The sequence below is a fragment of the Vallitalea sp. genome, from assembly GCF_025211055.1.
Lineage (GTDB): Bacteria > Bacillota > Clostridia > Lachnospirales > Vallitaleaceae > Vallitalea.
On sequence record NZ_JAOARO010000059.1, the window covers coordinates 36,089 to 62,352 of the forward strand.

Genomic DNA, 26,264 nt, shown 5'->3' on the forward strand with positions numbered 1-26,264 from the left:
GAACAGTGAATATTTAATGAACCAAGACTCTGAGCTGCATACGGATCTTATTAGTTATCTGAGATAATATGATAAGTGATGCTATGACGTTTGTTCACGTTACAGAACTATAGTATAATAAGTACTTGATGAGATTAGTATGGTGACATATTAATGAATTAGGGTGGTACCGCGAATAAATCGCCCCTACGAATATTTGTAGGAGGTGTTTTTTTATGAGCTTTTTTTCATGAAACAACTTGGAAATAATCCTAAATAATAAGTATGAATACAATAAAAACTATTTGAAGGAGTTTGCTTATGAAAGACAATAGAAGAAGGAGACCAAGACCAGAATTTCCTAAAAAAGCTGTTGTTACAGCAGGAATGCCTTATGGTAATAAAGAATTACATTTTGGACATGTAGGAGGAGTATTTGTTCACGCTGATACTTACGCAAGATTCTTAAGAGATAGAATAGGTAAAGAAAATGTTATATTCGTATCAGGAACAGATTGTTATGGTTCTCCAATATTAGCTAGTTATAGACAACTGGTAGATGATAATAAATTTGAAGGAACAATAGAGGATTATGTAAGACAAAACCATAATAAGCAAAGTGAAGTTTTAGATAAGTATGAAATGAGTCTTAACTTATATGGAGCTTCTAGTTTGGACAAACCTGGAGAATTCCACAAAGAAGTTTCAGAAGACATATTCAATAAATTATATGAAAATGGTTATTTAACTAAGTTATCTACACCACAATTCTATGATCCGGAACATAAAGTATTATTGAATGGTAGACAGGTAGTTGGTAAATGCCCTATAGAAGGATGTAATTCTGACAAAGCATATGCAGATGAATGTTCAATGGGTCATATGTACATGCCTAATGAATTAATAGATCCTAAAAGCATTCTATCAGGTAAAACACCAGAACTTACAGATGTGACTAACTGGTATTTCAAATTAGATGAATATAATGAAGTCTTAAAAGACAGAATCAAGGATCTAAAAGAGAATTCTAATTCTCGTAAATACCTATTAAATACTATTGAAGAATTCTTAAAGCCACCAATTATATATGTTAAGAGAAAGCAGTTAGAAGATGATTTAGCTGATATACAAAAAAAATTACCTAAACATACAATAATTGATGAACAAAAAAAACCTTCAATAACTTTTATATTTGATAATTTGGAGGATAGAGATACGGCAAGAGATGTTTTTGATGAGCTTGGAATAAGATTCAGAACTGGAAAGACATTAGTTCCTTTCAGATTATCAGGAAATATTGATTGGGGAATTAAAGTACCTGAGAAAGAAGACTTAGAAGATTTGACATTCTGGGTATGGCCAGAATCACTATGGGCACCAATTTCTTTTACTAAAACTTATTTAGATTCAATTGGCGAAGATCCAGAGAATTGGAAGGATTGGTGGGAATCAAAAGATTCAAAAGTATATCAATTCATCGGGGAAGATAATATTTATTTTTATGGTATTGCTGAAATGGGTATGTTCTTAGCATTACTTGGCATTAATAAGGATAGTAGCCTAGATTGGGAAAACATTAATCTACCTCATCTAATACCTAATAATCATGTATTGTTCATGGATAAAAAGGCAAGTAGTAGTAGTGATATCAAACCACCTATGGCAGAGGAATTATTAGATTATTATACTCCAGAGCAATTGAGAATGCATTTTTTAAGTCTTGGATTAGCTAAAAAAAGTGTAAGTTTCACACCACAGGTATTTATGAAAGAAGAAGATAGACAAGGACCAGATACTGTTTTAAAAGATGGTAATTTACTTACTAATGTATTTAATAGACTTATTAGATCTTGTTTCTATACATCTCAAAAGTATTTTGATTCTAAAATCCCTATGGGAGAAATAGACGAAAAGATATTGGAGGAATCTAAAGAGGCAATACTAAATTATGAAAGACATATGTATAATCATGATTTTCATAGGATTGTATATGTACTTGACAGCTATATAAGAAAAATGAACAAATACTGGGTTAATAATATGAAGAAAGCTGAAGCTGAAGAAGATAATGAACTTAGAGAAAAAGTTCTAATAACAGCTTTTCATGGTGTACGTACTGCTATTACATTGATACATCCAATTGCTCCAAATAGTTGCAAAATGGTTAGAGAATATCTGAAAGTAAATGAAAGCATTTGGGATTGGAATTATATTTTTGATAATATATATACATTTATTGATGATTATGATAGTCATAAGATGAAATATCTAGAACCTCGAATAGATTTCTTTGAGAAACATGAAAGTCAGTATAATAAGTAATTAGAAATAAAATATATTTAGAATTAACATATGGGCTTTAGTAAGTAAAAGTGAATAAAAAAGAGAGCGTTCCATTTTATTTTGGAGGGCTCTTTTTTTATAAAAATTACGATAATATTAAAAAGGAAAAAAGGGGAAAAAAGGAAAAAAGAAAGAAATGAAAGTAAATGAAAAAATATAACTTGAAATAAATGAAAATATATGATAATATAAAAATACAAAAAATAATATATACAAGCAAAATAATGGAGGGATCATAAAATGGTTAAAAAACCTTTTTCAATGTCTTTTGATTTAAAAACAGGGAATACAGAGGAAAATAAAACTACTTCAAGATTTTTATCTAACATGAAAGATATGTATATGGATGTAGATAAAGCAGAAGAAATGATTAAGAAGGAAGATGTAAAAGTCTATGATTTTACAGAGCTAGGATTTGACGAAGTAGAACAAGATTTATTATATGGTACAAGTATTGTTTATCCTGGTAAAGTTGGAAATGAGTATTTTATGACAAAAGGGCACTTTCATACAAAACTTGATCTTGCAGAGGTGTATTACTGTTTAAGTGGTAGAGGCTATATGCTAATGGAAACTCCTGAAGGTGATTGGGAGGCTGTTTTGTTAGAAGCAGGAAAAGCTGTTTATGTTCCAGGTAGATGGGCTCATAGAAGCATTAATATAGGAGATGAACCATTGGTTACTTTCTTTGTTTTTAGAGCTGATGCAGGACATGATTATGGAACTATTGAGACAAAAGGTTATAGAAAGCTAATTGTGGAAAAAGATGGGAAACCAGAAATTATTGATAATCCAAAATGGAAATAGATAGAATGTCATACTAATGAAAGGAGAGTTTTATGAGTTATAAGATTCTAATTACTCCAAGATCTTTTGGGAAGAATAATTCTAAACCGTGGGATATGCTAAAAGAAAAAGGATATGAAATAATAACTAATCCATATGGAAGAATTATGACAGAAGAAGAAATGATAGATTGTATAAAAGATGTAGATGGGGTCATATTAGGTGTTGATCCTTGCAACAGAAAAGTACTAGAAAAAGCGACCAATCTTAAATGTATTTCAAGGTATGGTGTAGGATTAGATAATATTGATATGGAGTATGCAAAGGAAAGAAATATACCAGTACATAGAACAGTTGGAGCTAATTCTAATGCTGTAGCAGATTATGCATTTGGACTTATGCTTGATATTACAAGGAAGATAAGTTGTATAGACAGGGAATGTAGAAAAGGAAACTGGAAAAAAATTAAAACTTCTGAAATGTGGGGTAAAAATATAGGTGTTTTAGGATTAGGTGCTATTGGAAAAGGTGTGGCAAAAAGAGCTTCTGGATTTAATATGAATGTATTGGCTTATGATGTTTTTAAGGACGAATCTTATGCAAAAGATAATAATATTAAGTATGTTGATCTGGAAACGATTTATAAAGAGGCTGATTTTATTAGTTTGCATTTGCCTTTGACAAAAGAAACTAAGGATCTCATAAGTTATAAGGAATTTGATATGATGAAAGATTCAGCTATTGTAGTCAATACTGCTAGGGGTGGTGTTATTAATGAAGATGCATTGTGTGATGCTTTATTAAATAACAAAATACTAGGTGCAGGTATTGATGTGTTTGAGGAAGAACCACCTTCAAATAATCAGTTTACTAAACTAGATAATATTGTAATAGGTTCACATTGTGCGGCTTCAACATTAGAAGCAATTGATAATATGAGTATGATGGCAACAACTAATTTGATAAACGAATTATAGATTAATTGAAAAAAGTAGGAGGTCAATAAAATGGATAAGGAAACAGTAATTAAGAGAATATCTGAGGTAGGCTTAGTGGCAGTAGTTAGAGCTGAAAGTGCAGAAAAAGCAAAAAAAATTACAGAAGCATGTATAAAAGGTGGAGTAGCAGCTATAGAAATTACATTCACTGTTCCACAAGCTCATGAAATTATTGCTAAACTATCAAAAACATATTCAGAAGATGATATTATCTTAGGAGCAGGTACAGTACTAGATTCTGAAACAGCACGTCTTGCTATATTAAGTGGTGCACAATATATAGTTAGTTCAAGCTATAGTGAAGAAACTGCCAAGTTATGTAATCGCTATCGTGTACCTTATATGCCTGGATGTATGACCATGAAAGAAATTGTAGAGGCTATGGAAGGTGGAGCAGATATAATTAAAGTATTCCCAGGTGATATGCTAGGAACTAAATTTATTAAGGCTGTAAAAGGACCAATGCCACAAGTGAAAATGATGCCTACAGGCGGAGTTGATGTAGATAATGTTAAAGACTGGGTGAATGCTGGAGTTGTGGCTTGTGGAGCTGGAAGTAGTTTAACAGCAGGAGCAAAAACAGGTGATTATGATAAAGTTGTTGAAACTGCAAAATTATTTATTGAAAGAATAAACGAAGCAAGAAAAAATGTAAGGTAGTGATAAGGATGTTTATACGAACAGTTTTGGGTGATAAAAGTATAGACGAATTAGGTCATTGTCAATGTCATGAACATATATATCTAGAAAAGGGGTATTCTGCTGAGATTAACCCTGTATTATGTATTGATGACTATAACAAATCATTAAAAGAATTGACTGATTATTATGATAATGGAGGAAGAGCAATTGTTGATGCACAGCCTATAGGATGTGGTCGTTGCGCAGATAAACTAATAGATTTAGCATCAAATAGCAAAGTAGATATTATTGCTTCTACAGGCTTTCATAAGCTTATTTTCTATCCTAGAGAACATTGGATTTATAAAATTAGTCAAGGGGAATTTGAAGAGTTAATGCACAAAGAAATTGAAGAAGGAATGTTCATTAATTGTAATACTAATTATCCGAGGGAACAAATTGACAATAAAGCTGGAATGATCAAAGTAGCATGTGACAAACAAGGACTTGATAATACATATAAAAAATACTTTGCAGCGGCAGCTGCTGTTGCAAAAAAAACAGGTATATCAATACAATGTCATATTGAAAGAGCAGAAACTGGTATGGAAATCGTGGATTATCTACTAGAATCTGGTGTAAGTGCTGATTCAATAATTTTAGCTCATATGGATAGAAGAGTTGATACTATTAAGGAAAATCTTTTGGTTGCTAAAAAAGGGATATATCTTCAATATGATACTATAGGAAGATATAAGTACCATAGTGATGAAGATGAAATAGCTCTAATTAAAAATATGTGTAGTGAAGGTTATATAGATAATTTGTTATTAGGATTAGATACAACACGAGCAAGATTGCTGAGTTATAAAGGGACAATAGGTCTTAGTTACATAAGAAAACATTTTATCAAAAAAATGATGGATAATGGTTTTAATAATGAGCAAATAAAAAGTTTGTTAATAGCAAATCCAAAAAAAGCATTAGCAAAGAAATAATTGAAAAGGAGAATTAAAAATGAGTGTAATATTACCAGGTAAAGCAACACAACCAACGTTTTATTTTATAGGTGTAACAACAACAAAATCATCTATTATGAAAGTTTTTCCAAGATGGGCAAAAGAAGCTTTGGGACTCGAAGATGCTGTAATAAAAGGTATTGATATAGAAATACATGCTGATCCTAAGGATTATATTGATGTAGTTGATTTTATTAAAAATGATGAATTATCTCTAGGTGCATTAGTAACAACTCATAAACTAGACTTGTTTGAAGCAACTGAAGATATGTTTGATTATCTTGATCCACATGCCAAAAGGTTTAGAGAGTTATCCTGTATATCTAAGAGAAATGGTGAGCTTAGAGGTCATGCAAAAGATCCTATTTCAAGTGGACTTACTATGGAAAATTTTATTCCGGCTGGATTTTGGGAAGAGAACAAAGGAGAAGTTTTTATAATGGGAGCAGGAGGCAGTGCTCTAGCTATAAGTTCTCATTTAACTAGAGAAAAATTTAAAGATGACGTACCATCAAAAATAGTAATAGCAAATAGAAGCCAGCCAAGACTTGATGCGGCAAAAGAAAAATTAATAGGAATTAATGACAAAGTTAGGTTTGAATACTTACTTGGGCCAACACCAGAGGATAATGATGGATATTTGAGCGATATTAAGCCTTATTCGTTGGTTATTAATGCAACAGGTTTAGGTAAAGATAGACCAGGCTCCCCATTAACAAATAATGCTGAGTTTCCAGAAAATAGCCTTGTATGGGAGTTGAATTATCGAGGAAATTTAATATTTATGGATCAAGCAAAAGCACAAGAACAAGAAAAACAATTAACAATAGAAGATGGTTGGATTTACTTTATTCATGGTTGGACTCAAGTTATTGCAGAAGTATTTGATATTGAGATAACTGGAGAAAAGCTAAATCATTGTGAAAAGATAGCTTTTGAAATGAGATAATCAATACATTATTATAGGATAATAGTTGAATAATGTTAAAAAATGGGTAAAATTAAAAAAAAATGAAAAAGCATGAAAAATTGCTTTATATAAAGTGCACAAAAATAATAGAAAAATGTATAAAAAAGCAACTTTTTGCACATATAATATTGACAAAAATACTATACGATAGTATAATTTAATAAAACAAAAATAAATAATAAAATATGAAAAAGAACAAAAGAGGTGAAGCGGTATAATGAGTAAAAAAGTCGGTATATGTTTAATTGGTTCTGGAAGAGCAGGTATGATTCATGCTAATAATTTTAATACAAAAGTCCCTAATGCAGAAATGGTAGCTGTATGTGACCCAGTAGAAGAAGCCGCTAAAAAGGCATGTGAACAACTTGGTATAAGTACATATTACTTGGATTATAAAGAAGCATTAAAAGATGATAATGTTGACGCAGTTGTTGTTGCATCACCTACAAAATATCATAAAGAAATAGTTGTTGCAGCAGCAAATGCAGGAAAAGATATACTATGTGAGAAACCAATGGCAATGAACGTAGAAGAATGCGATGTAATGATAAAAGAGGCAAAATATAATAATGTAAAACTTCAAATAGCTTTTATGAGAAGATTTGATGAAGGCTTTATGCAAGCAAAAGAAATAATAGACTCAGGTGAAATTGGTGAAGTTGTTTTAGTGAAATCATTAACAAGAGGTCCTAGTATTCCTAAGCCCTGGATGTATGACATTTCAAAAAGCAATGGACCATTAGCAGAAGTAAATAGTCATGATATTGATGCTATGAGATGGCTTGCAGGAAGTGAATTTAAAACAATTTATGGAATAGCTGATAATTATAGAGCACCTCAAGTAAAAGAACAGTATCCAGATTACTATGATAATGTTATTATGGCAATTCAATTTGAGAATGGTGTACAAGGACTAATGGATGGGGCAACATCAGTTCGATATGGATATGATGCAAGAGCAGAAGTATTAGGTACTGAAGGTTGTATATTTATTGGTGGTACAAATGCTAACAATACTGTTACTTGTAGTCTTAATAATGGTAAGAAAAGAAAAGTAATGAATAGTTGGATGAACTTATTTAAGGATGCTTATACAGCTGAGGATGTTAGTTTTATTGATTGTATTATTAATGACCAAGAACCAAAAGTAACAGGTCATGATGGTAAAATGGCTGTAAAGATAGTAGAAGCAGGTATGCAGTCAATAAAAACAAAAAAAGTGATTGATCTTAATAAAATGTAATGGAGGTATATAATGGATACAATGTTGGCTGCAAGAATGTATGGTAAACAAGACATTAGAATTGAGCAAGTCCCTATACCAGAAATTAACGATAATGAAATTTTAATAAAAGTTAAAAGTGCTGCAATTTGTGGAACTGATCTGAGAATGTATATGAATGGATATAAAGATATATCAGAAAATAATCCTAGAATACTGGGACATGAATTTGCAGGAACAATAACAAAAGTAGGTAAAAATATTAATAAATATCAAGAAGGAATGACAGTAGCTGTAGCTCCTAATATGGGATGTGGAGTATGTGAATTTTGTTCATCAGGTAAAAGTCATTTATGTCAAGATTTTTTTCAAGCTCCAGGAATTAATATAGATGGTGCTTTTGCAGAATATGTAAGAATTCCTGAACCAGCTGTTAGACAAGGAAATGTAATTGTTCTTGATGAAAGAGTTTCAACAGAAGAAGCTGCACTAAATGAACCTCTATCATGTGTTTATAACGCATTTCAAAAAGTAGGAGTATTTCCTGGCGATAATGTATTAATTATTGGTGCTGGACCAATTGGTATTATGCATGCGAAACTAGCTAAGATGGCAGGTGCTGCTAATGTTATGATTAATGATTTATCAAAAGAGAGATTAGACATATGTAAAAAAATAGATAATAGTTTTATAGGGGTACATAGTGATGAACTTGAAGATATAATTATGAAAGTAACTAAAGGTAAAGGATTAGATGTTTGTATTACTGCTAATCCAGCACCAATTACTCAGAAAATAGCACTAGGTCTAATGGCTATGGAAGGAAGAGTTAATTTCTTTGGTGGATTACCAAAAGATAAAGAAAATGTATCACTTAATACTAATTTGATTCACTACAAAGAATTAGTTATAACAGGAAGCACAAAAGCAAGTGTAGCTATGTTTTCTAAGACTCTGCAATTTATTGCGGAAGGACTAATTGACGTAAAATCTCTTGTATCCAATAGATATGAATTAAAAAATATACATGAGGCAATAGAGTCATCAAAAAATGCAACAGGTCTTAAGAATGTAATAAGCTTTATATAATATTTTTGAACATTATTTTCAGAATAACTTAACAAAGCATTTTTATCTTAATATTCAAACATTAATGATAAATTGGTATTCAAAATAAAATTACATATTGAACTTAATAATAATTAATTATTAAGTTCAATTGTTTATATTTGTATATATAGGAGGGTATTACAATGAAAGCTAAACTAGTTCCATTGTATTTTAAAGAAGGTAGAGATGAAGAATTTGATATTCAGTTAAATGCATTGAAGAGAATGCTTGAAGATGTAGCTGAATTTGAACAACCAATTGCTGTAGGAGAGGCGTTACCAGATGTAGATGCAGTCATTTTTCCTCAGCTTATAGGAGAAGCGTATAAAGTTATTAACGATATAAAGAAAATTGATGTACCAATATTAGCTGTGACATCAGAGTTTGGTACAGTTGCCATGTGGGATTGGGAGATTGTGACATATTTAAAAGCTAATGGTCTTGATACATATGCTCCTTATAATCTTGAGCTAACTAAGAAATTATGTAAAACACTAGCAATGAAAAGAAGTCTTAAGGGTGCAAAATTTTTAGTATTTCAAGATGATCCAGGTGAAGGTATGCAGGCAAGTATTTTCAAACGTTTTTATTGGTGGGAAGATGAATGTGCAAAGACTATGCTAGATAAATTTGGGATAGCAATTGTAAAGAAAAGCTTTCAGGCACTAGGAGAAGAAGCTAAAAAGATAACAGATGAAGAAGCACTTGCTATGTTAAGTAAAAAAACATTTGAAACAGAAGGTGTATGTCAAAAAGGACTTGCAAGTGCCATGAAAATGTATATGGTTATAAAAAAAGAAGTAGAAAATGATAGTAGTATTATAGGAGCAGGAATTAACTGTCTTAATGAATCTTTTTACTCTGATACAACACCTTGTTTAGCGTGGAACTTATTATTTGAAGAAAAAGAATTAATGTGGGCATGTGAAGCTGATACTATGTCATTATTAACCAAATATATTATCTACAAATCTTTAGGGGTACCATTAATGATGACAAACTTATATCCTTTCCTCATGGGTATGGCTGCCCTAAAACATGAACGAATTGATAAATTTCCACAAGTTGATAATCCCGAAAATCATGTTTTAGTTGCTCATTGTGGTTATTTTGGACTTATACCTAGATGTTTTTCTAGTAAATGGGTATTAAAAGAAAAAGTATTAGGTATTGTTGATGACAACGCTACTGCTATTGACGGACGTATGGCAGAAGGAGATGTTACATTAATACAAATGCATCCTACACTCGAAAAGATGCTGGTAATTGAAGGAGAGTTAGAAGGGTATCAGCAATATCCAAATTCTGACTGTCTAAACGGTGGAATTATCAGAGTGGATAATGGTTATGTTATGATGGATAAATTATATTCTCATCATGCTATTTTGGCAAAAGGAAAACTAAGCAAGGATGTTTATTATATAACAAAATTATTGGGTATAGAAATGGAAGAATGCTAATGAGCATAAGAATTTTTTTAAGGAGGATGTGAATTGGAAACAATACTAGAAATGAAAAAAATTCACAAAAGCTTCTTTGGGGTTGAAGTTCTACATGGGGTTGATTTTGATGTTAGAAAAGGTGAATGTATTGCCATATGTGGAGAAAATGGGGCAGGAAAATCAACACTTATGAAGATATTAACAGGCATACATAACAAGTTTTTAGGTGAAATAATTTATAAAGGAGAAAATATCCAACATCTATCACCTTTAGAGATTCAACATAAAGGTATTTCAATGATTCATCAAGAGTTGAATTTATTAGATGAGATGACAGTAGCACAAAACATCTATTTATGCCGAGAACCAAAGAAAAATAGATTGATCGATTTTAAAAAGATGAATAAAGATGCAAAACAATTATTAGAGAGATTAGAAGAAATTGATCCAAAGGCTAAAGTTAAAGATTTGGGTATAGCTAAAAAGCAGATAGTTGAAATTGCAAAATCATTATCCTACAATGCTGATCTTATTATTATGGATGAACCAACAGCCGTATTAACAATTAATGAGACAAAAATGTTATTTCAACTAATAAGACAATTAAAGAAAAATGGTGTAGCTGTTGTTTATATTTCCCATAGATTGAAAGAAATAAAAGAAATATGTGATCGTGTTACTATACTTAGAGATGGAACCTATATTACAACAAAGGACATTGAAGAGGTTTCTGAAAAAGATATTGCAGAACTAATGGTTGGTAGAGAAATTGAAGAAGTAAATCAAAAAGAATATAGTGGTTCAGGCAATATTGCATTGAGTGTACAACATGTTTCTGATGACTTCTTAAAAGATGTGAGTTTTGAATTAAAAGAAGGTGAGATATTAGGTATCTCTGGATTAGTAGGAGCTGGACGTACTGAATTAGCAGAATATATATTTGGAATTAGAAAAGCAAAGAAGGGTGAAATTTCTGTTTATGGTGAACATGTAAGTATTAAATCCCCTATAGACGCAATAAAATATCGTATTGGTTTTGCAACAGAAGATAGAAAAGGCTCAGGTCTATTTCTTGATAGAAGTATTAGAGATAATACTAACATTGTAAGTATGTTAAAAAGTAAAAATATCTTTAATAATAGAAGAAAAGAAGAGATATTGGCTAAAAATATGATTGACGTTTTTAGAGTTAAATGCCAGAGTACAGTACAAAAAATTAAGAACTTAAGTGGTGGTAATCAACAAAAAATAGTTCTAAGTAAATGGATTGCTGTTAGTTCTAAGATATTAATACTAGATGAGCCAACAAGAGGCGTAGATATAGGAGCAAGAAAAGAAATATATGACATTATTAATAGATTAGCAGAAGAAGGAAAATCAGTTATTGTTATATCATCGGATCTAACAGAGGTGTTAGCCATATCACAAAGAGTTCTTGTCATGCACCAAGGAGAAATAAGAGGAGAAATTGTTGGTGATGAAATTAATGAAGAAAATATAATGATTCTTGCAACGGGTATTGGGGAGTAATAAAAACGGAGAGAAGGAGTAATTGCAAGTGAGTAATATAAAAAACAAACCAAACATAACAAAAAAAAATTATATAAGAAGATTATGGAATAACAATAGTTCTATATTTGCATTGGTGGTATTGGTGGTATTTGCAGCTATCTCAAGTGATAAATTTTTTCAAGTATCAAATATTATGAATGTATTAAGGCAAACATCTATTGTGGGGTTAATCGCTATTGGGATGACTTTCGTTGTTATTGGTGGAGGTATTGATTTATCCGCAGGTTCTGTTCTTGCATTAAGTGGTGGAGTTATTATATTAATGCAATCACAAGGATTACCAATTGTTTTATGTATATTAGGTGGGTGTATTGCTGGAATACTAGTAGGTATTATGAATGGGCTTTTTATTACTAAAGCAAAATTAGCTCCATTTATTGTTACATTAGCAGTAAGTACAATAGCACGTTCATTGTTAATTCATTTTGCAAATGGTGCTACACTTATTGGTAAGAATGATCAAGCTTTTACAAGAATAGGTAACGGAAAAATTGGAGTTGTACCAATTCCAGTAATTATATTTGCTATAGTAGCTATTATAGCTCATTTTGTACTTAATAATACAAAATTTGGTACATATATATATGCAATTGGTGGGAACGAAAAGACAGCGGTGTATTCAGGAATAAGAGTAGATAGAATAAAGATAGCCACATATATGGTAATAGGATTATGTATTGGACTAGCATCAATGATAGAATCTGCAAGACTTGCATCTGTATCATCATCATCATCAGGAATATTATATGAGCTAGATGCTATTACAGCAGTTATCATAGGTGGAACGTCACTAAACGGTGGAAAAGGTAGAATATCTGGAACGATTATTGGTATGCTCATATTGGGAATTATAAGTAACATCATGAACTTATTAGGAATTTCTCCATATCTTAATGGAGCAGTAAAAGGATTAATAATCTTAATTGCTGTACTTATGCAAAGAAAAGATAGGTAGTAGATATATATTAAACATATATATAAATCTTAATTTCAAAAAGGAGTGAGTGTTATGAAAAAGTTTTTTAGTTTTAGTATGGTTTTAGTAATGGCAATATTAATAATTGGGTGTGGGTCAAATAAAAGTACTGAAAAGGTATCAACTGATAAGGAGCAAACACAATCAGATGGTGAAGAAAAAACAAAGATTGATAGAAAATATAAAATAGGAGTATCCTTACCTTCACCAGCAAATCAATGGGTGGGAGCAATAATTGATTATGCTAAAAAAGAAGCCCAAAAAGATTCAGAAGAATTCGATATAAAAATAGTTGTATCTGATAATCCAGCAGCTCAGGTTGCTGCAATTGAAGATTTACTTCAAGATGAATTAGATGCAATGGTAGTTTTACCTCTAGAGTCTGCACCATTAACTCCTATATGTGAATCTGTATATGATAAAGGCATTCCTTTATTAGTTTTGGATAGAGGAATAGCCAGTGATAAATATAATAGTTTCTTAGCAGGAGATAATTATGGTATTGGAAGGGCAGCAGCACATTATATTGCTAAAGAATTAGGTGGTAAAGGTAATGTGGTTGAGATGCTTGGCGTTCCTTGTGAAATTGTACAATTAAGATCAGATGGATTTAACGATACTATTAAAAAATACTACCCAGATATTAATATTGTTGCTAGAGCAACTGGAAATTTTTCAAGAGAAGTTTCATTAAAAGCAATGGAAGATATATTGCAAGCACAATCATCTATTGATGCAGTTTATTCACATGATGATGAACAGACACTAGGTATTAAACTTGCAGTAGAAAATGCTGGAAGACAAGATGAAATGTTTCTTACAGGAGCAGGTGGAAATAAAGGTATATATCAAGAAATGTTAAATGGAAATAAATTAATTAGAGCATCTTTTACTTATTCACCTACAATGGGAGGTTCTGCAATAAGAGTGGCTAAAAAGTTAGCAAAAGGTGAAGGTTTAGAAGATACCCTAGAGAAGGAAGTACCTAGACAAATTATATTAAATGCTTCTACAGTTACATCTGATAATGTTAAAAAATTCTATGATGAAGATTCTAGTTATTAATATTTGTTATAAATAAGTGAATAGATAATTTTATATTCATAAATAAAATTATCTTATATAAAATAATAAAAAACAATATAAAAACAAAAGGAGATGTTATTTATGTCATATGTAGTAAGACACAAAAATGAAATTGTTAATTATCCAGTTGAAGGATGTCATGGAGGAGAAGGATATATATATGTTCGTCAAATGTTAGGTTATGAGCCTGCATTACCAGTACCAGGATTTCCTGAAGATTTTGAGACACTAGTTAATTTTGTTCATGTAACAACTTTACCAGAAGGAACATCCATAGGATTACATCCTCATAATGAAAATGAGGAGTTCTACTTAGTTATTGCAGGAACTGGGGAGATGACAGTAGATGGGGATAAGCATATTATGAAACCAGGTTCAATCTGCTTAACTAAAAGTGGAAGCAAGCATACATTCAAGAATATAGGAAGTGAAGATTTACAGATAGTTGTTGTTGAGGCAGTTATGAATGCTTCACTTAAAAATGTAGCAGATAAAGGCTGATAAGGTAAAATGATAATAAAAGTAGGTGTTGAATTAAGCAGTAATGGCTTAATTCAACATTTATATAGGAGGGTTTAACAATGAAACTTAATATAGCTCTAATTGGGTATAAGTTTATGGGGAAAGCACATAGTTATGGCATTGATGCAGCTCCATTTTTCTTCAAAGATGGAATTGAACCTGTGAAAAAAGTCATTTGTGGACGAACAGAGCATTTAGTTAAACAAGCAGCTGAAGATTTTGGCTGGGAAGAATACTGTACAGATTGGCGTGAAATAATAAAAAGAGATGATATTGATGTAGTTGATATAGCAACACCAACTATAAATCACAAAGAGATTGCCATAGCAGCTATTAAAGCAGGGAAGCATGTTTTTTGTGAAAAACCACTAGCTATGAACGCAGAAGAATCAAAAGAAATGATGGAAGAAGCAAAAAAAGCTGGTGTTATCAATATGCTTGGACACAACTATAGAAGATGTCCAGCAGCAGCTTTTGCAAAAAAAATGATTGAAGATGGTAAACTTGGAAAAATATATCATGTTAGAGCAGTTTATTTACAAGATTGGATTATGGATCCTAATTTCCCAGCTATATGGAAGCTTAATAAAGAGATTGCTGGTTCAGGACCTCATGGAGATTTAAATGCACATATTATTGATTTAGCTAGGTTTATGACAGGTGATGAGATTGACGAAGTAGTGGGAATGAAAGAAACCTTTATTAAGAAAAGACCATCACCAGTAGTTGAAAAAAAATTGAATTCTATGTTAAAAGCTGATGGATCTAGTGAAGATGTTAAAATGGTTGATGTAACTGTTGAAGATGCCTGTTCATTTCTAGCAAAATTCAAAAAAGGTGCTTTAGGTACTTTTGAAGCAACACGTTTTGCTGGAGGACGAAAAAACTTTAATCGTATAGAAATTAATGGAGAAAAAGGAACTATTATCTTCGAGTTTGAAGATATGAATCGACTTCAATATTTTGATCTAGAAGAGCCTAAAGAAATTCAAGGATTCAAATCAATTATGGTAACCGAAGATTGTCATCCTTATATAGCTAATTGGTGGCCACCTGGACATATTATTGGTTATGAAAATACTTTTGTAAATGAATTCGCTGACTTTTTCAGAGGAATTAAAGAAAACAAAGAAGTAACACCTAATTTTTATGATGGATGGAAAGGTAATCAAGTTTTAGATGCAGTTATGAAATCAACTGATACAAAAACTTGGCAAAAAGTTGATGAGATGTAATAAAGATCTAAGTTTATTAGAATGGGGGGTACATAGATAAGATGATTAGTAAATTATTTGAAACAATTAAAATTGGAAAATTAACTATACCCAATAGATTTGTAGTTCCACCAATGGTAACAAATTACTGTGAAGAAAATGGTATGGCAACTAATCAATTAGAAGATTATTTTGTAGAAAGAGCAAAAGGTGGATGGGGCTTAATTATTACTGCTAACTTTGCTGTAACACCAAAAGGTAGAGGATGGAAATATAATGGTGGTATTTGGCACGACGAACATATTGCACCATTAAAAAAGATGGTTGATCATGTACATAAATATGATTCAAAAATAGCATTACAATTGTACCATGCAGGAAGAGAGACCACTTATGATATATTAGGAGATGTACCTGAGGCACCATCACCTATTAAAGATCCAACTATGCCAGATATTCCTAGAGAACTAACTATCGAAGAAATTGAAGATTTAATACAAAAATTCGGTGATGCAGCACTAAGAGGTAAAAAAGCTGGATTTGATGCGTGTGAAGTTCATTGTGCACACGGTTACTTAATTGATACCTTTTTATCTCCATTTTCTAATAAGCGAACTGATAAATATGGTGGTACTATATGGAATAGGACTAGGTTTGTGAGAGAAGTTATTAAGAATATTAAAGACAAAGCAGGAAAAGATTATCCTGTAATATGCAGAATTTCTTCTCATGAGCTAGTAAGTGGAGGTTTAACCATAGAAGATACAAAAGTAATTTCAAGGATATTAGAGGCCTCTGGTGTTGATGCAATACATGCGTCTTTTGGTGTATTCAAATCAGGTAGTAGTATAGCCGCTCCTGTATTTGAAAGACATGGAAGCATGACTGATTATGCAGCTGAGATTAAAAAAGTTGTTAATATACCTGTTATTGCTGTTGGTAGAATCAATGACCCTTTTATAGCAGATTCGATTATTGCATCAGACAAAGCTGATTTGGTGGCTATGGGTAGAGGATCACTGGCTGACCCCGAGTTGCCTAATAAAGCAAAAGAACAAAGCTATGATGACATTATTCGTTGTATAGGTTGCAGACAAGGATGTTCGGCTAGACTTTTTGTTAACAAACCCATTGGCTGTACACTAAATCCACGAACAGGAAATGAAAAAGAATATACAATATCAAAAGCATCTACAAAAAAATTAGTTTATGTTATTGGTGGAGGTATTGCTGGAATGGAAACAGCTATCGTATCAGCAAAGCGAGGCCATGATGTACACTTATATGAAAAAAGTAATCAATTAGGTGGACAATGGCTGTTAGCGGCAGTTCCTCCTAATAAAGAAGAACTTAACGCTTTTACGGTTTGGGCAAAATATCAGCTAGACAAATTAAAAGTTAATATTCATAAAAACACAGCTATGACTAAGGAAAAATTACTTATAGACAAACCTGATGTTGTTGTAATTGCTACTGGAGCAAAAGAAAGATTGCCAAGAGAGTATAAACAATCGAATAAGTATTTTAGTTCTACAGATATTTTATCAGGGAAGAAGATACCAGGTGAAAAAGTTGCTGTTGTAGGAAGCGGTTCTGTTGCAGCTGAAACAGCAAATCATTTAGCAGCACACAATCATAATGTAACACTTTTAATTCGTAGAGATGCTTTGCTTGATGACTATGAAAGTGCTGTACGTGAGTTTTTACTAAAAGACCTCGAATTAAATGGAGCTACTTTATTAACTAATACAATTGTAGATACTTTTAATGATCAAGAACTAATTGTACTAAGTAATGAGGAAAAAATTAATCTAGGACATTATGATTCTATCGTTTATGCTATAGGTTATGATTCTGTTATTGAAATGAATGAGCTTGAAAAACAGGATATAGACGTACGAATTATTGGAGATGCAAAAAAAGTAAGAAATGGGTATTTTGCAATTAGAGAAGGTTATGAAACAGGATTAAGTATTTAAAGATAAGGTAAATAGTAATAAAAAATAACTTGGAGGTTTTATATGAAAAAAATAATGACTATATTACTTGTTATGGTTTTAATATTCTCTTTTGTTGGATGTAGCAGTAAGACATCTGATACTACTACTAATAATATTGAAACAGAAAATAATAATACTGAGACTAAGGAAGATAAAAAAGAAACAAAACAACCTGGAGAGAAATATACAATTGGTGTTTCATTACCAGGTCCTGATAACCAATGGGTGGCAGCTGTTATTGATTTTGCTAAAAAAGAAGCTAGTATTGATACAGACAAATTTGATGTAACAATAACTACTGCTAGTACACCTGCTCAACAAGTAGCAGATATTGAAGACTTATTAACAAAAAAGCCAGACGCTATGGTAGTATTTCCATTAGAGTCAGCTCCAGTTACACCTATATGTGATCAATTATACTCACAAGGTATTCCACTAGTTGTATTAACTCGTGGAATTAATAGTGAAAGTTATGATGTATTCATACATGGTGACGACAAAGCAGTTGGTATACAAGCGGCTCATTATATTGGACAGAAACTTAATGGTTCTGGAAATGTAGTTGAGATGCTATGTGCACCTTCTGAAATACAAGTACTTAGAACAGAAGGATTCCATGAAACACTAGAAGCATATTACCCAGATATTGAAATCATTGCTCAAGGACAAGGTAATTTTGCTAGAGAGCCTGCACTAAAAGAAATGGAGAACCTATTACAAGCACATGATAAGATTGATGCAGTATATTCTCAAGATGATGAACAGTCACTAGGTATATTGGCAGCGATACAAGCTTCTGGACGTGAAGGAGAAATGCTCGTTACTGGTGTCGGAGGTAATAAAAGTGTATTAGAGCTAATGATGGATGGTGATGACAGTATCTCAGCAAGTTTTTCATATTCTCCATTGCAAGGTGGAAGTGCTGTAAAAATAGCTAAAATGCTAGTTACAGGACAAGGATTTACTGAATTATATGAACCAGGTATTCCAAGAGAAATCATATTATCAGCTGAGCCTATTACATTAGATAACGCAAAGAATTATTACAATAAAGACTCAAAATATTAATAATTTATTTCTCCTACTATAAAAAATATGGGGCTGTGGGATAATACATTTATTAAAGGTTAATAGATAGACTGACTTACAAAATTTATAGTCTTTACAAAAATGTATTATGATTACAGCCCCATTAGTAAAATGTGAAAAACTCTGTATACATTATATATGGTGAAGATTTACATAAGATTAAGTTGATAATGCTTGGGAGGGAAAAAATGAAAACAAAATATATAATAGGTGTTGATATTGGCACACAAGGAACAAAAGTTGTATTATTCTCTGAAGATGGTAATAATATTATGGAAACCTTTGTATCATCTAATTTGATATATTTAGACGATGGCGGTATTGAACAAGACCCTGAGATTATCTACCAATCTGTTGTGCAAGGTATAAGAAAAATAATTGAACACTCTAAGATTCAACCAAAAGATATTGTTGCAGTAGGAATGGATGGACAAATGGCAGGTATTATGGGAATTGATGACAGATTCCAACCTGTTGGAAATTATGATTCGTGGTTAGATAATCGTTGTGAAGTTTATATGGATTATATTCGTTCGTACAGTGAAGAAAAAATAATTAAAATAACAGGTGCACCCATAAGCTATGCACATGGACCTAAAATAATATGGAGAAAAAAGACAAGACCTAATGAATATTCTCGTATAAAAAAATTCATTATGTTAACAACATATGTAGCTGGAAGATTAGTCGATATGAAGTGGGAGGATGCTTATATAGATTATACATATCTGCATTTTTCTGGTTTTGGAGATGTTAATAAAAAAGAATGGTCTACCCAGTTACTAAATTATTTTGATGTGGACATAGAAAAAATGCCTAGAATATGTAATCCGTGGGATATTGTGGGTGAAGTTTCAGAGAAAGGTTCTAATGATTCTTTACTAGCAGTAGGAACTAAAATCATAGCTGGTTGTGGCGATACAGCGGCTACTATACTTGGAGCAGGGGGGACTAGACCTTCTATAGCTGTAGATATTGCAGGAACAGCATCCGTTTTCGCTTGTTGCACTGATAAGTATATTCCAGATATAGAAAATAAGACTCTTATACATGCCAGGTCTATTATTGATGGATTATGGACGCCATTAGCCTATGTAGGTGGAGGTGGCCAGTGTCTTGCATGGTTTAAAGATAGTGTTGTTAATCAAGTAGGATTATCCTTTGATGATCTAAACCAAGAAGCGTCACAGGTTCCAGCAGGCTCAGATGGACTAATATTTATTCCGCATTTTTCTGGCAGAACATGTCCGAATAATCCTAGAATAAGAGGGTCTTGGTTGCATATGAATTGGTTCCATACAAGAGGTTTTCTCTTTAAATCCATTATGGAATCCATAGCCTTTGAATATAAGTTTTACACAAATACATTATATAAATTATCTAATGAAGTTAATTTGAAAACTATTTATGGAGTTGGAGGAGGAGCTAAGAGTTCATTATTTGCTCAGATAAAAGCTAGTGTATTAAACTGCAATTATATTCCTATGGATAGACCTGATTCTGCTACCCTAGCTTGTGCAGTTGTTGCCGGTTATGGTGTTGGTTTGTATCAAGATATAGAAACAACCATTCAGAGGTTTATTTCTACAAAAAACACTATAAGTAGTAATGAACAAGAATATATGGTATACTTAGAACAATATAAAAGGTATATTAGATATATTGAATTACTTGAAAACATGTATTAGAACTTGATAACAACAAAAAACAAATAAAATACTTGAAAAAATATCAGAAGCTGATAGAATGCTAATAGACTATAAAAAGGGGGGATTGAATGGATTCAAAACCAATGTTTGCAGAAGAAAGAAAGGAACAAATCATTAAAATGGTTAATGAAAAAGAAAAAATATATGTTCCTGAAATGAGTAATTTATTTAAAGTTTCTACTGCAACAATCAGAAATGATTTGAATGAGCTTGAAAAAGCAGGCCGTTTAATAAGAACCCACGGCGGTGCTATAAGTATTCAAAATTCAGGATTAGAACTAAATACGGAGCAAAAAAAAGTTAAAAATAATACAGCTAAATATTTGATTGCCAAAGAAGCATTGAAACTAATTGATAGCGGAGATATTATACTTATTGATACAGGAACTACCACTTACCAATTAGCTACTTTACTAACAGAAAAAAGAAATATTACAATTATTACAAATGATATCGAAATTGCATTAGAACTTGAAGAAGTAACAGGCTTAAATGTAATCTTAGTAGGTGGAATGTTAAGAAAAGGGTTTCACTGTACATTAGGTCCATTTGCCAATAAGATATTATCAGAAATCTCTGTAGATAAGGCATTTATTGCTACAAATGCAGTTGATGCTAAGATGAGTCTTTATACTCCAGATATGAATCAAGCTTCAATAAAACAGCAGATGATAGCATGTGCTAGAGAGAAATATTTAGTTTGTGATAGTACTAAGTTCAAAAGAAAATCTTTTTCAAAGTTTGCTGATATTTCTGATTTTGATATTGTAATAACTGATGACCAGATAGAAGATGAGGATTATAATTATATGTGTAAGGTTACAAAAGTGATAAAAGTTAAATGAAAAAGTTAAGTTGGAGATTATATCTCCTTCTTTTTTTGTTTTTTAGCTACCCGTTGACTAGATATTTATAGTAGGGTATAATACCATATAAATGATATCAATAAATATGAATTAAAATATTAGATTTTAGCTCATATCTAAGAAATGAGTGATTATATGGTAAAAAGTATGACAGGCTTTGGTAGAGGAGAATATGTATCTAATGATAGAAAAATGACGATTGAAATTAAATCTGTTAATCATAGATATTGTGATATTAATGTTAGAATGCCAAAGAAAATAAGCTTTCTAGAAAATAGTATTAGAAACTTTGTCAAGAAAAAAGTATCTAGAGGAAAGGTCGATATATTTATTTCTTATGAAGATAATTCTGAAGGGAATGAATGTATAAAACTTAATGAAGATTTGATAGGACAATACCTAAAGTACTTTGATATCATCAGTAAGAAATTTAAACTTGATAATGATATAAAAGTATCTAATATTACTAGGTATCCTGAAGTCATAGCAATAGAAGAACAGGATGTTGATGAAGAGCTATTATGGAACCTAATGAAGAGGGCATTGACAATAGCTATAGAGAATCTTATTTCTACTAGAACGACAGAAGGGGAATTATTAAAAAAGGATATAATACAGAAGCTTGACACTATTAATAACTTAGTTTCCAATATCAAAACTAGAGCACCATATGTTATTGAAGAGTACAAAGTTAAATTAGAAAATAGAATAAGTGATTTATTAAATAGCTCTATTGACGAAGCAAGACTTGCTGTAGAAGTTGCTATATTTGCTGATAAATGTTGTGTGGATGAAGAAATTGTTAGACTGGAGAGTCATATTGAACATATGAGACGTACTTTGGAAAAAGGTATTCCTATTGGTAGAAAACTTGATTTTCTTTTGCAAGAAATGAATAGGGAATCAAATACAATTTTATCAAAATCAAATGACATTGAAGTTTCTACTAATGGATTAGAACTAAAAACAGAAATAGAAAAAATTCGTGAACAAATCCAAAATATTGAATAAGTATACTATACTCTATAATTATGTTGAGTTAGATAACCTAATCATATTAAATATTTAATTCAGTATATATAGTAAGGGAGATTAAAATAATGATTCAAATGGTTAATATTGGTTTTGGAAATATTATATCTGCTAATAGAATAATTGCAATTATTAGTCCAGAATCCGCACCTATAAAAAGAGTTATCCAGAATGGCAGGGATGATGGGAAATTAATAGATGCAACATATGGCAGAAAAACCAGAGCTGTTATTATAATGGATAGTGGTCATGTTATATTATCTGCTATTCTACCAGAAACAGTAGGACAAAGACTTATAAAAGATAATTCGGATTTAATTGAAGAGGATAAAAAAAGTATGCTATAGCATATATAGAACTAAAATAATAACAAAAAACATAATTAAAGGTGATTAGATGAATAAAAAGGGTATACTCATAATTATATCAGGTTTTTCAGGCGCTGGAAAAGGTTCTGTAGTTAAAGAACTTTTATCAAAAGGAGATTATATTCTTTCAATATCTTCTACTACTAGAAAACCACGTGAGTATGAAGAAAATGGAAGAGAGTATTTTTTTGATACTAGAGATGACTTTGAAAAAATGATAGATAATAATGAACTTATAGAGTGGGCATCCTATTGCGATAATTATTATGGTACACCTAGAAGATTTGTTGAAAATAATCTTGAGCAAGGCAAGAATGTGATTCTTGAGATTGAAATGCAGGGAGCTCTTGATGTGAAAGCGCAATATGACGATGCAGTATTAATATTCATAACAGCACCAAGTGTAGCTGAATTGAAAGCAAGATTAGAAAAAAGAGGAACAGAAAGTTCTGATATTATTAATAAAAGGCTTAAGAGATCATATGAAGAAGCAGAAGTTATCAATCAATATGATTATATAGTTATTAATGATGATTTGCAAAAATGTGCAAAAGATATTAATTCAATTATTAATGCAGAGCACAAAAGAGCTAATAGAAATGGTGAACTAAAAGAAAGATTAAAAGATGAATTTGCAGAGCTTTTGAAAGGAGAGATATAGATGTTACATCCATCTTATACAGATTTAATGACAACAATCAATGACAGAATGAGTAGTGATGAAGAAAAACTAAAAAGCAGATACTCAATTGTTATTGCTTCAGCAAAGAGAGCTAGGGAGATTATTGGTGGGGACGAAGTATTATCAACTAATAATTATACTAAGCCCTTATCAAATGCAGTTAATGAACTTTATGAAGGTAAAATTGATATAGTATCACATGATATAGCTGAGGATGATCAATAAAAAGGGGGATACCCCCTTTTTTTATGCACTTGTAGAGATTTTTTATACTATATATAAGTTCTTTTTTTAAGAAGGCTATTACGTTGTTATATGGTTATTCATATGTTATAATAACTAAATAATGATTATTTTATATGAGTTTTACATAAAAGGAAGATTATATGAATAAATATGCAGATATTATTGTTGATATATCTCATTCAAAATTAGATAAAGTTTTTCAATACCATGTTCCCGACAATCTGACGCAAAAGATTGTAATTGGAACTGTTGTTAATATACCTTTTGGTAAAGGAAATAAAAATTTGAAAGGATATGTAATAGGGTTTACTGATAAACCTAACTTTGACGTGGATAAGATTAAAGACATTACAGGTGTAGCGTCAATGAACATGTCCATAGAAGCTCATCTAATCAAATTAGCTGTTTGGATGAAAGAACGATATGCATGCACCATAATATCAGCTCTTAGAACATTAGTTCCAATCAATAAAAAAGTGAATGAAAAGACACAAAAAGAAATTATTAGAATAATAGATACTGACGAGCTGAAATCATATATAAAAATGTGGGATAGCAAAAATTATAAGGCTTTAAGTAGAGCTTCAAATCACTTGCTTACTTGTGAAAGATGTAAGCAAAGTGCTATAATTAAAAAAGCTGATGTATCTCCTACAGTACTTTTGAACTTAGAGAAAAAAGGAATCATAAAAATTAATTCAGAACGTATTTATAGAGAACCATATAATGTTAATAATATAAGAAGAAGTAAAAACAAATTACCTAATATGGAGCAGCAAATAGTTATTAACAAGGTATTGAGTAATTTGAATAAGGAGAGTCAGGTACATTTAATTCATGGTATTACAGGTAGTGGAAAAACCGAAGTATACATGCAGATAATAGATAAAGTTCTAGAGAAAGGGCAACAGGCTATAGTATTGATACCCGAAATAGCTTTAACTCCTCAAACAGTTAGGAATTTTATATCAAGATTTGGTAATCAGGTGGGTGTAATGCATAGTAAGCTATCCGCTGGTGAAAAATATGATGGTTGGAGAAGAGCAAGAGACGGTGATATATCTATTATGATAGGTCCGAGATCGGCGGTTTTTACTCCATTTAAAAATCTTGGCATGATAATTATTGACGAAGAACACGAAATGAGTTATAAGTCAGAGGTATCACCCAAATATCATGCAAGAGAAGTAGCCATCAAAAGAGGTGAGATGACTGGTGCTCATGTTGTACTTGGTTCGGCTACACCATCTCTGGAATCATATTATTTAGCTAAGGATGGTAAATATACTTTATTGGAATTAAAAGAGAAAGCAGCTTCAACTAATAAGTTGGATGTTAGGGTTATTGATATGCGTGAAGAATTGATTAATGGAAATAAATCAATATTTAGTGATACCCTAAGAAATGAAATACAGAGTAAATTATTCAATAAAGAACAGATCATTTTGTTCTTAAATAGAAGAGGTTATTCAAGATTTATATCTTGCAGACAATGTGGGTATGTAATTAAATGTGATAGTTGTGATATACCATATACATATCATGCTTTTGGGGATAAACTCATATGTCACTATTGTGGTAAAACAATTAGTATGGTTAGTAAATGCCCTTCATGCAATTCAAAATACATCAAGCAGTTTGGAATAGGTACAGAGAAAGTAGAATCTTATGTAAAAAAGGAGTTTCCTACAGCAAGGGTCTTAAGAATGGACCTTGATACGACTACAAGAAAAAAAAGTTATGATACAATATTAGGGAAGTTTAGAAATGGTGAAGCAGATATACTTATAGGTACTCAAATGGTTGCAAAAGGTCATGATTTCCCTGATGTGACACTAGTTGGTGTTATAGCAGCTGATTTATCTCTTTATATGAGTGATTTCAGAGCTTCGGAGAGGACATTTCAATTATTGACACAGGTAACAGGCAGAGCAGGTAGAAGCAACCTACAGGGAACAGCTATTATTCAGTCCTATACTCCAGAACATTATAGTATAGCCAAGTCAAAGGAACAAGATTACATTGGATTTTATGAAGCGGAGATTCAGTATAGGCAAGTTATGAAGTATCCACCATTCTCGAATTTGTTAGTGTTGTTAATTCAATCCACTAATGAAAAAGAGTTAATTAGAAGATCTTATGAATTAAAAAATGATATATTATTAGTTGCACCTAGACTGGGGCTGGAAGTTATTGGTCCATCACCAGCTAATGTATCTAAAATTAAAAATAATTATAGAAGAGTAATTTTGTTAAGAAGTATAGGATATAAGGAGTTGATGCAATTCATTAATAGATATATGGAAAGACTTAGTATTAAATACAAAGACATTTCAATACAAATGGATATTAACCCATTGATTTCATATTAGATAATATAACTGAATAAATATTTATAAAAATATTAAAGGA

The 26,264-nt window shown here is 31.3% G+C and carries 23 protein-coding genes and 1 other annotated feature (1 of these 24 cut by a window edge); all 23 genes read left to right on the top strand.

Features of this window, described 5'->3' with window-relative positions:
* Nucleotides 1-191 (top strand) — a binding site (T-box leader); it begins 66 nt to the left of the window's first position.
* Between the two features lie 109 nt (nt 192-300).
* The 23 genes from N4A55_RS08560 (at nt 301) to priA (ending at nt 26,224) form a co-directional block, all read left to right on the top strand.
* On the top strand, nt 301-2,301 hold the full coding sequence (locus N4A55_RS08560; protein WP_293755190.1) for a methionine--tRNA ligase: 2,001 nt from the start codon (nt 301-303) through the stop codon (nt 2,299-2,301).
* Between the two features lie 261 nt (nt 2,302-2,562).
* Complete coding sequence (locus tag N4A55_RS08565; protein ID WP_293755191.1) at nt 2,563-3,129, top strand: glucose-6-phosphate isomerase; 567 nt, start codon at nt 2,563-2,565, stop codon at nt 3,127-3,129.
* A 32-nt stretch (nt 3,130-3,161) separates the two neighbouring features.
* Nucleotides 3,162-4,085 (top strand): phosphoglycerate dehydrogenase, encoded by a 924-nt coding sequence (locus N4A55_RS08570; protein WP_293755192.1) that lies wholly within the window; start codon nt 3,162-3,164, stop codon nt 4,083-4,085.
* Nucleotides 4,086-4,115: 30 nt separating this feature from the next.
* A complete protein-coding gene (locus N4A55_RS08575) occupies nt 4,116-4,766 on the top strand; it encodes a bifunctional 2-keto-4-hydroxyglutarate aldolase/2-keto-3-deoxy-6-phosphogluconate aldolase (RefSeq protein WP_293755193.1) in 651 nt (216 codons plus the stop codon).
* 8 nt (nt 4,767-4,774) lie between these two features.
* On the top strand, nt 4,775-5,725 hold the full coding sequence (locus tag N4A55_RS08580; protein WP_293755194.1) for a phosphotriesterase family protein: 951 nt from the start codon (nt 4,775-4,777) through the stop codon (nt 5,723-5,725).
* A 19-nt stretch (nt 5,726-5,744) separates the two neighbouring features.
* Entirely contained in the window at nt 5,745-6,695 is a 951-nt protein-coding gene (locus N4A55_RS08585; protein WP_293755195.1) for a shikimate dehydrogenase family protein, read from the top strand.
* Between the two features lie 238 nt (nt 6,696-6,933).
* Nucleotides 6,934-7,959 carry a Gfo/Idh/MocA family oxidoreductase gene (locus N4A55_RS08590; protein WP_293755196.1) on the top strand — a complete coding sequence of 342 codons (1,026 nt, stop codon included), beginning with the start codon at nt 6,934-6,936 and terminating at the stop codon, nt 7,957-7,959.
* A gap of 12 nt (nt 7,960-7,971) precedes the next feature.
* Complete coding sequence (locus tag N4A55_RS08595) at nt 7,972-9,027, top strand: alcohol dehydrogenase catalytic domain-containing protein (RefSeq protein ID WP_293755197.1); 1,056 nt, start codon at nt 7,972-7,974, stop codon at nt 9,025-9,027.
* 164 nt (nt 9,028-9,191) lie between these two features.
* The gene (locus N4A55_RS08600; protein WP_293755198.1) at nt 9,192-10,508 is read left to right on the top strand and encodes a hypothetical protein; all 1,317 of its coding nucleotides are present in this window, start codon (nt 9,192-9,194) and stop codon (nt 10,506-10,508) included.
* 33 nt (nt 10,509-10,541) lie between these two features.
* A complete protein-coding gene (locus N4A55_RS08605) occupies nt 10,542-12,020 on the top strand; it encodes a sugar ABC transporter ATP-binding protein (RefSeq protein ID WP_293755199.1) in 1,479 nt (492 codons plus the stop codon).
* A 28-nt stretch (nt 12,021-12,048) separates the two neighbouring features.
* Nucleotides 12,049-13,017, top strand: coding sequence for an ABC transporter permease (locus N4A55_RS08610; RefSeq protein ID WP_293755200.1), 969 nt, complete (start codon nt 12,049-12,051; stop codon nt 13,015-13,017).
* Between the two features lie 54 nt (nt 13,018-13,071).
* Nucleotides 13,072-14,103 carry a substrate-binding domain-containing protein gene (locus N4A55_RS08615; RefSeq protein WP_293755201.1) on the top strand — a complete coding sequence of 344 codons (1,032 nt, stop codon included), beginning with the start codon at nt 13,072-13,074 and terminating at the stop codon, nt 14,101-14,103.
* Between the two features lie 102 nt (nt 14,104-14,205).
* Nucleotides 14,206-14,625 carry a cupin domain-containing protein gene (locus N4A55_RS08620; RefSeq protein WP_293755202.1) on the top strand — a complete coding sequence of 140 codons (420 nt, stop codon included), beginning with the start codon at nt 14,206-14,208 and terminating at the stop codon, nt 14,623-14,625.
* Nucleotides 14,626-14,705: 80 nt separating this feature from the next.
* Nucleotides 14,706-15,881 (top strand): Gfo/Idh/MocA family protein, encoded by a 1,176-nt coding sequence (locus N4A55_RS08625; RefSeq protein WP_293755203.1) that lies wholly within the window; start codon nt 14,706-14,708, stop codon nt 15,879-15,881.
* 41 nt (nt 15,882-15,922) lie between these two features.
* Nucleotides 15,923-17,839, top strand: a complete 1,917-nt coding sequence (locus N4A55_RS08630) for an NAD(P)/FAD-dependent oxidoreductase (RefSeq protein ID WP_293755204.1) — start codon at nt 15,923-15,925, stop codon at nt 17,837-17,839.
* 42 nt (nt 17,840-17,881) lie between these two features.
* The gene (locus N4A55_RS08635) at nt 17,882-18,928 is read left to right on the top strand and encodes a substrate-binding domain-containing protein (RefSeq protein ID WP_293755205.1); all 1,047 of its coding nucleotides are present in this window, start codon (nt 17,882-17,884) and stop codon (nt 18,926-18,928) included.
* 209 nt (nt 18,929-19,137) lie between these two features.
* Complete coding sequence (locus N4A55_RS08640) at nt 19,138-20,637, top strand: xylulokinase (protein WP_293755206.1); 1,500 nt, start codon at nt 19,138-19,140, stop codon at nt 20,635-20,637.
* 89 nt (nt 20,638-20,726) lie between these two features.
* Nucleotides 20,727-21,503 carry a DeoR/GlpR family DNA-binding transcription regulator gene (locus tag N4A55_RS08645; protein ID WP_293755207.1) on the top strand — a complete coding sequence of 259 codons (777 nt, stop codon included), beginning with the start codon at nt 20,727-20,729 and terminating at the stop codon, nt 21,501-21,503.
* 156 nt (nt 21,504-21,659) lie between these two features.
* A complete protein-coding gene (locus N4A55_RS08650; RefSeq protein WP_293755208.1) occupies nt 21,660-22,535 on the top strand; it encodes a YicC/YloC family endoribonuclease in 876 nt (291 codons plus the stop codon).
* A gap of 89 nt (nt 22,536-22,624) precedes the next feature.
* A complete protein-coding gene (gene remA, locus N4A55_RS08655; RefSeq protein ID WP_443083827.1) occupies nt 22,625-22,903 on the top strand; it encodes an extracellular matrix/biofilm regulator RemA in 279 nt (92 codons plus the stop codon).
* Between the two features lie 49 nt (nt 22,904-22,952).
* Entirely contained in the window at nt 22,953-23,585 is a 633-nt protein-coding gene (gene gmk, locus N4A55_RS08660; RefSeq protein ID WP_293755209.1) for a guanylate kinase, read from the top strand.
* Complete coding sequence (rpoZ, locus tag N4A55_RS08665) at nt 23,586-23,831, top strand: DNA-directed RNA polymerase subunit omega (protein ID WP_293755210.1); 246 nt, start codon at nt 23,586-23,588, stop codon at nt 23,829-23,831.
* 161 nt (nt 23,832-23,992) lie between these two features.
* Nucleotides 23,993-26,224 carry a replication restart helicase PriA gene (gene priA, locus N4A55_RS08670; RefSeq protein WP_293755211.1) on the top strand — a complete coding sequence of 744 codons (2,232 nt, stop codon included), beginning with the start codon at nt 23,993-23,995 and terminating at the stop codon, nt 26,222-26,224.
* Nucleotides 26,225-26,264: the final 40 nt, after the last annotated feature.

Excerpts from the sequence above, each read along its gene's own strand:
- N4A55_RS08560 (WP_293755190.1), top strand. The coding sequence starts at position 301 with ATGAAAGACAATAGAAGAAGGAGACCAAGACCAGAATTTCCTAAAAAA.
- N4A55_RS08565 (WP_293755191.1), top strand. The coding sequence starts at position 2,563 with ATGGTTAAAAAACCTTTTTCAATGTCTTTTGATTTAAAAACAGGGAAT.
- N4A55_RS08570 (WP_293755192.1), top strand. The coding sequence starts at position 3,162 with ATGAGTTATAAGATTCTAATTACTCCAAGATCTTTTGGGAAGAATAAT.
- N4A55_RS08575 (WP_293755193.1), top strand. The coding sequence starts at position 4,116 with ATGGATAAGGAAACAGTAATTAAGAGAATATCTGAGGTAGGCTTAGTG.
- N4A55_RS08580 (WP_293755194.1), top strand. The coding sequence starts at position 4,775 with ATGTTTATACGAACAGTTTTGGGTGATAAAAGTATAGACGAATTAGGT.
- N4A55_RS08585 (WP_293755195.1), top strand. The coding sequence starts at position 5,745 with ATGAGTGTAATATTACCAGGTAAAGCAACACAACCAACGTTTTATTTT.
- N4A55_RS08590 (WP_293755196.1), top strand. The coding sequence starts at position 6,934 with ATGAGTAAAAAAGTCGGTATATGTTTAATTGGTTCTGGAAGAGCAGGT.
- N4A55_RS08595 (WP_293755197.1), top strand. The coding sequence starts at position 7,972 with ATGGATACAATGTTGGCTGCAAGAATGTATGGTAAACAAGACATTAGA.
- N4A55_RS08600 (WP_293755198.1), top strand. The coding sequence starts at position 9,192 with ATGAAAGCTAAACTAGTTCCATTGTATTTTAAAGAAGGTAGAGATGAA.
- N4A55_RS08615 (WP_293755201.1), top strand. The coding sequence starts at position 13,072 with ATGAAAAAGTTTTTTAGTTTTAGTATGGTTTTAGTAATGGCAATATTA.
- N4A55_RS08620 (WP_293755202.1), top strand. The coding sequence starts at position 14,206 with ATGTCATATGTAGTAAGACACAAAAATGAAATTGTTAATTATCCAGTT.
- N4A55_RS08625 (WP_293755203.1), top strand. The coding sequence starts at position 14,706 with ATGAAACTTAATATAGCTCTAATTGGGTATAAGTTTATGGGGAAAGCA.
- N4A55_RS08630 (WP_293755204.1), top strand. The coding sequence starts at position 15,923 with ATGATTAGTAAATTATTTGAAACAATTAAAATTGGAAAATTAACTATA.
- N4A55_RS08635 (WP_293755205.1), top strand. The coding sequence starts at position 17,882 with ATGAAAAAAATAATGACTATATTACTTGTTATGGTTTTAATATTCTCT.
- N4A55_RS08640 (WP_293755206.1), top strand. The coding sequence starts at position 19,138 with ATGAAAACAAAATATATAATAGGTGTTGATATTGGCACACAAGGAACA.
- N4A55_RS08645 (WP_293755207.1), top strand. The coding sequence starts at position 20,727 with ATGGATTCAAAACCAATGTTTGCAGAAGAAAGAAAGGAACAAATCATT.
- N4A55_RS08650 (WP_293755208.1), top strand. The coding sequence starts at position 21,660 with ATGGTAAAAAGTATGACAGGCTTTGGTAGAGGAGAATATGTATCTAAT.
- remA (WP_443083827.1), top strand. The coding sequence starts at position 22,625 with ATGATTCAAATGGTTAATATTGGTTTTGGAAATATTATATCTGCTAAT.
- gmk (WP_293755209.1), top strand. The coding sequence starts at position 22,953 with ATGAATAAAAAGGGTATACTCATAATTATATCAGGTTTTTCAGGCGCT.
- rpoZ (WP_293755210.1), top strand. The coding sequence starts at position 23,586 with ATGTTACATCCATCTTATACAGATTTAATGACAACAATCAATGACAGA.
- priA (WP_293755211.1), top strand. The coding sequence starts at position 23,993 with ATGAATAAATATGCAGATATTATTGTTGATATATCTCATTCAAAATTA.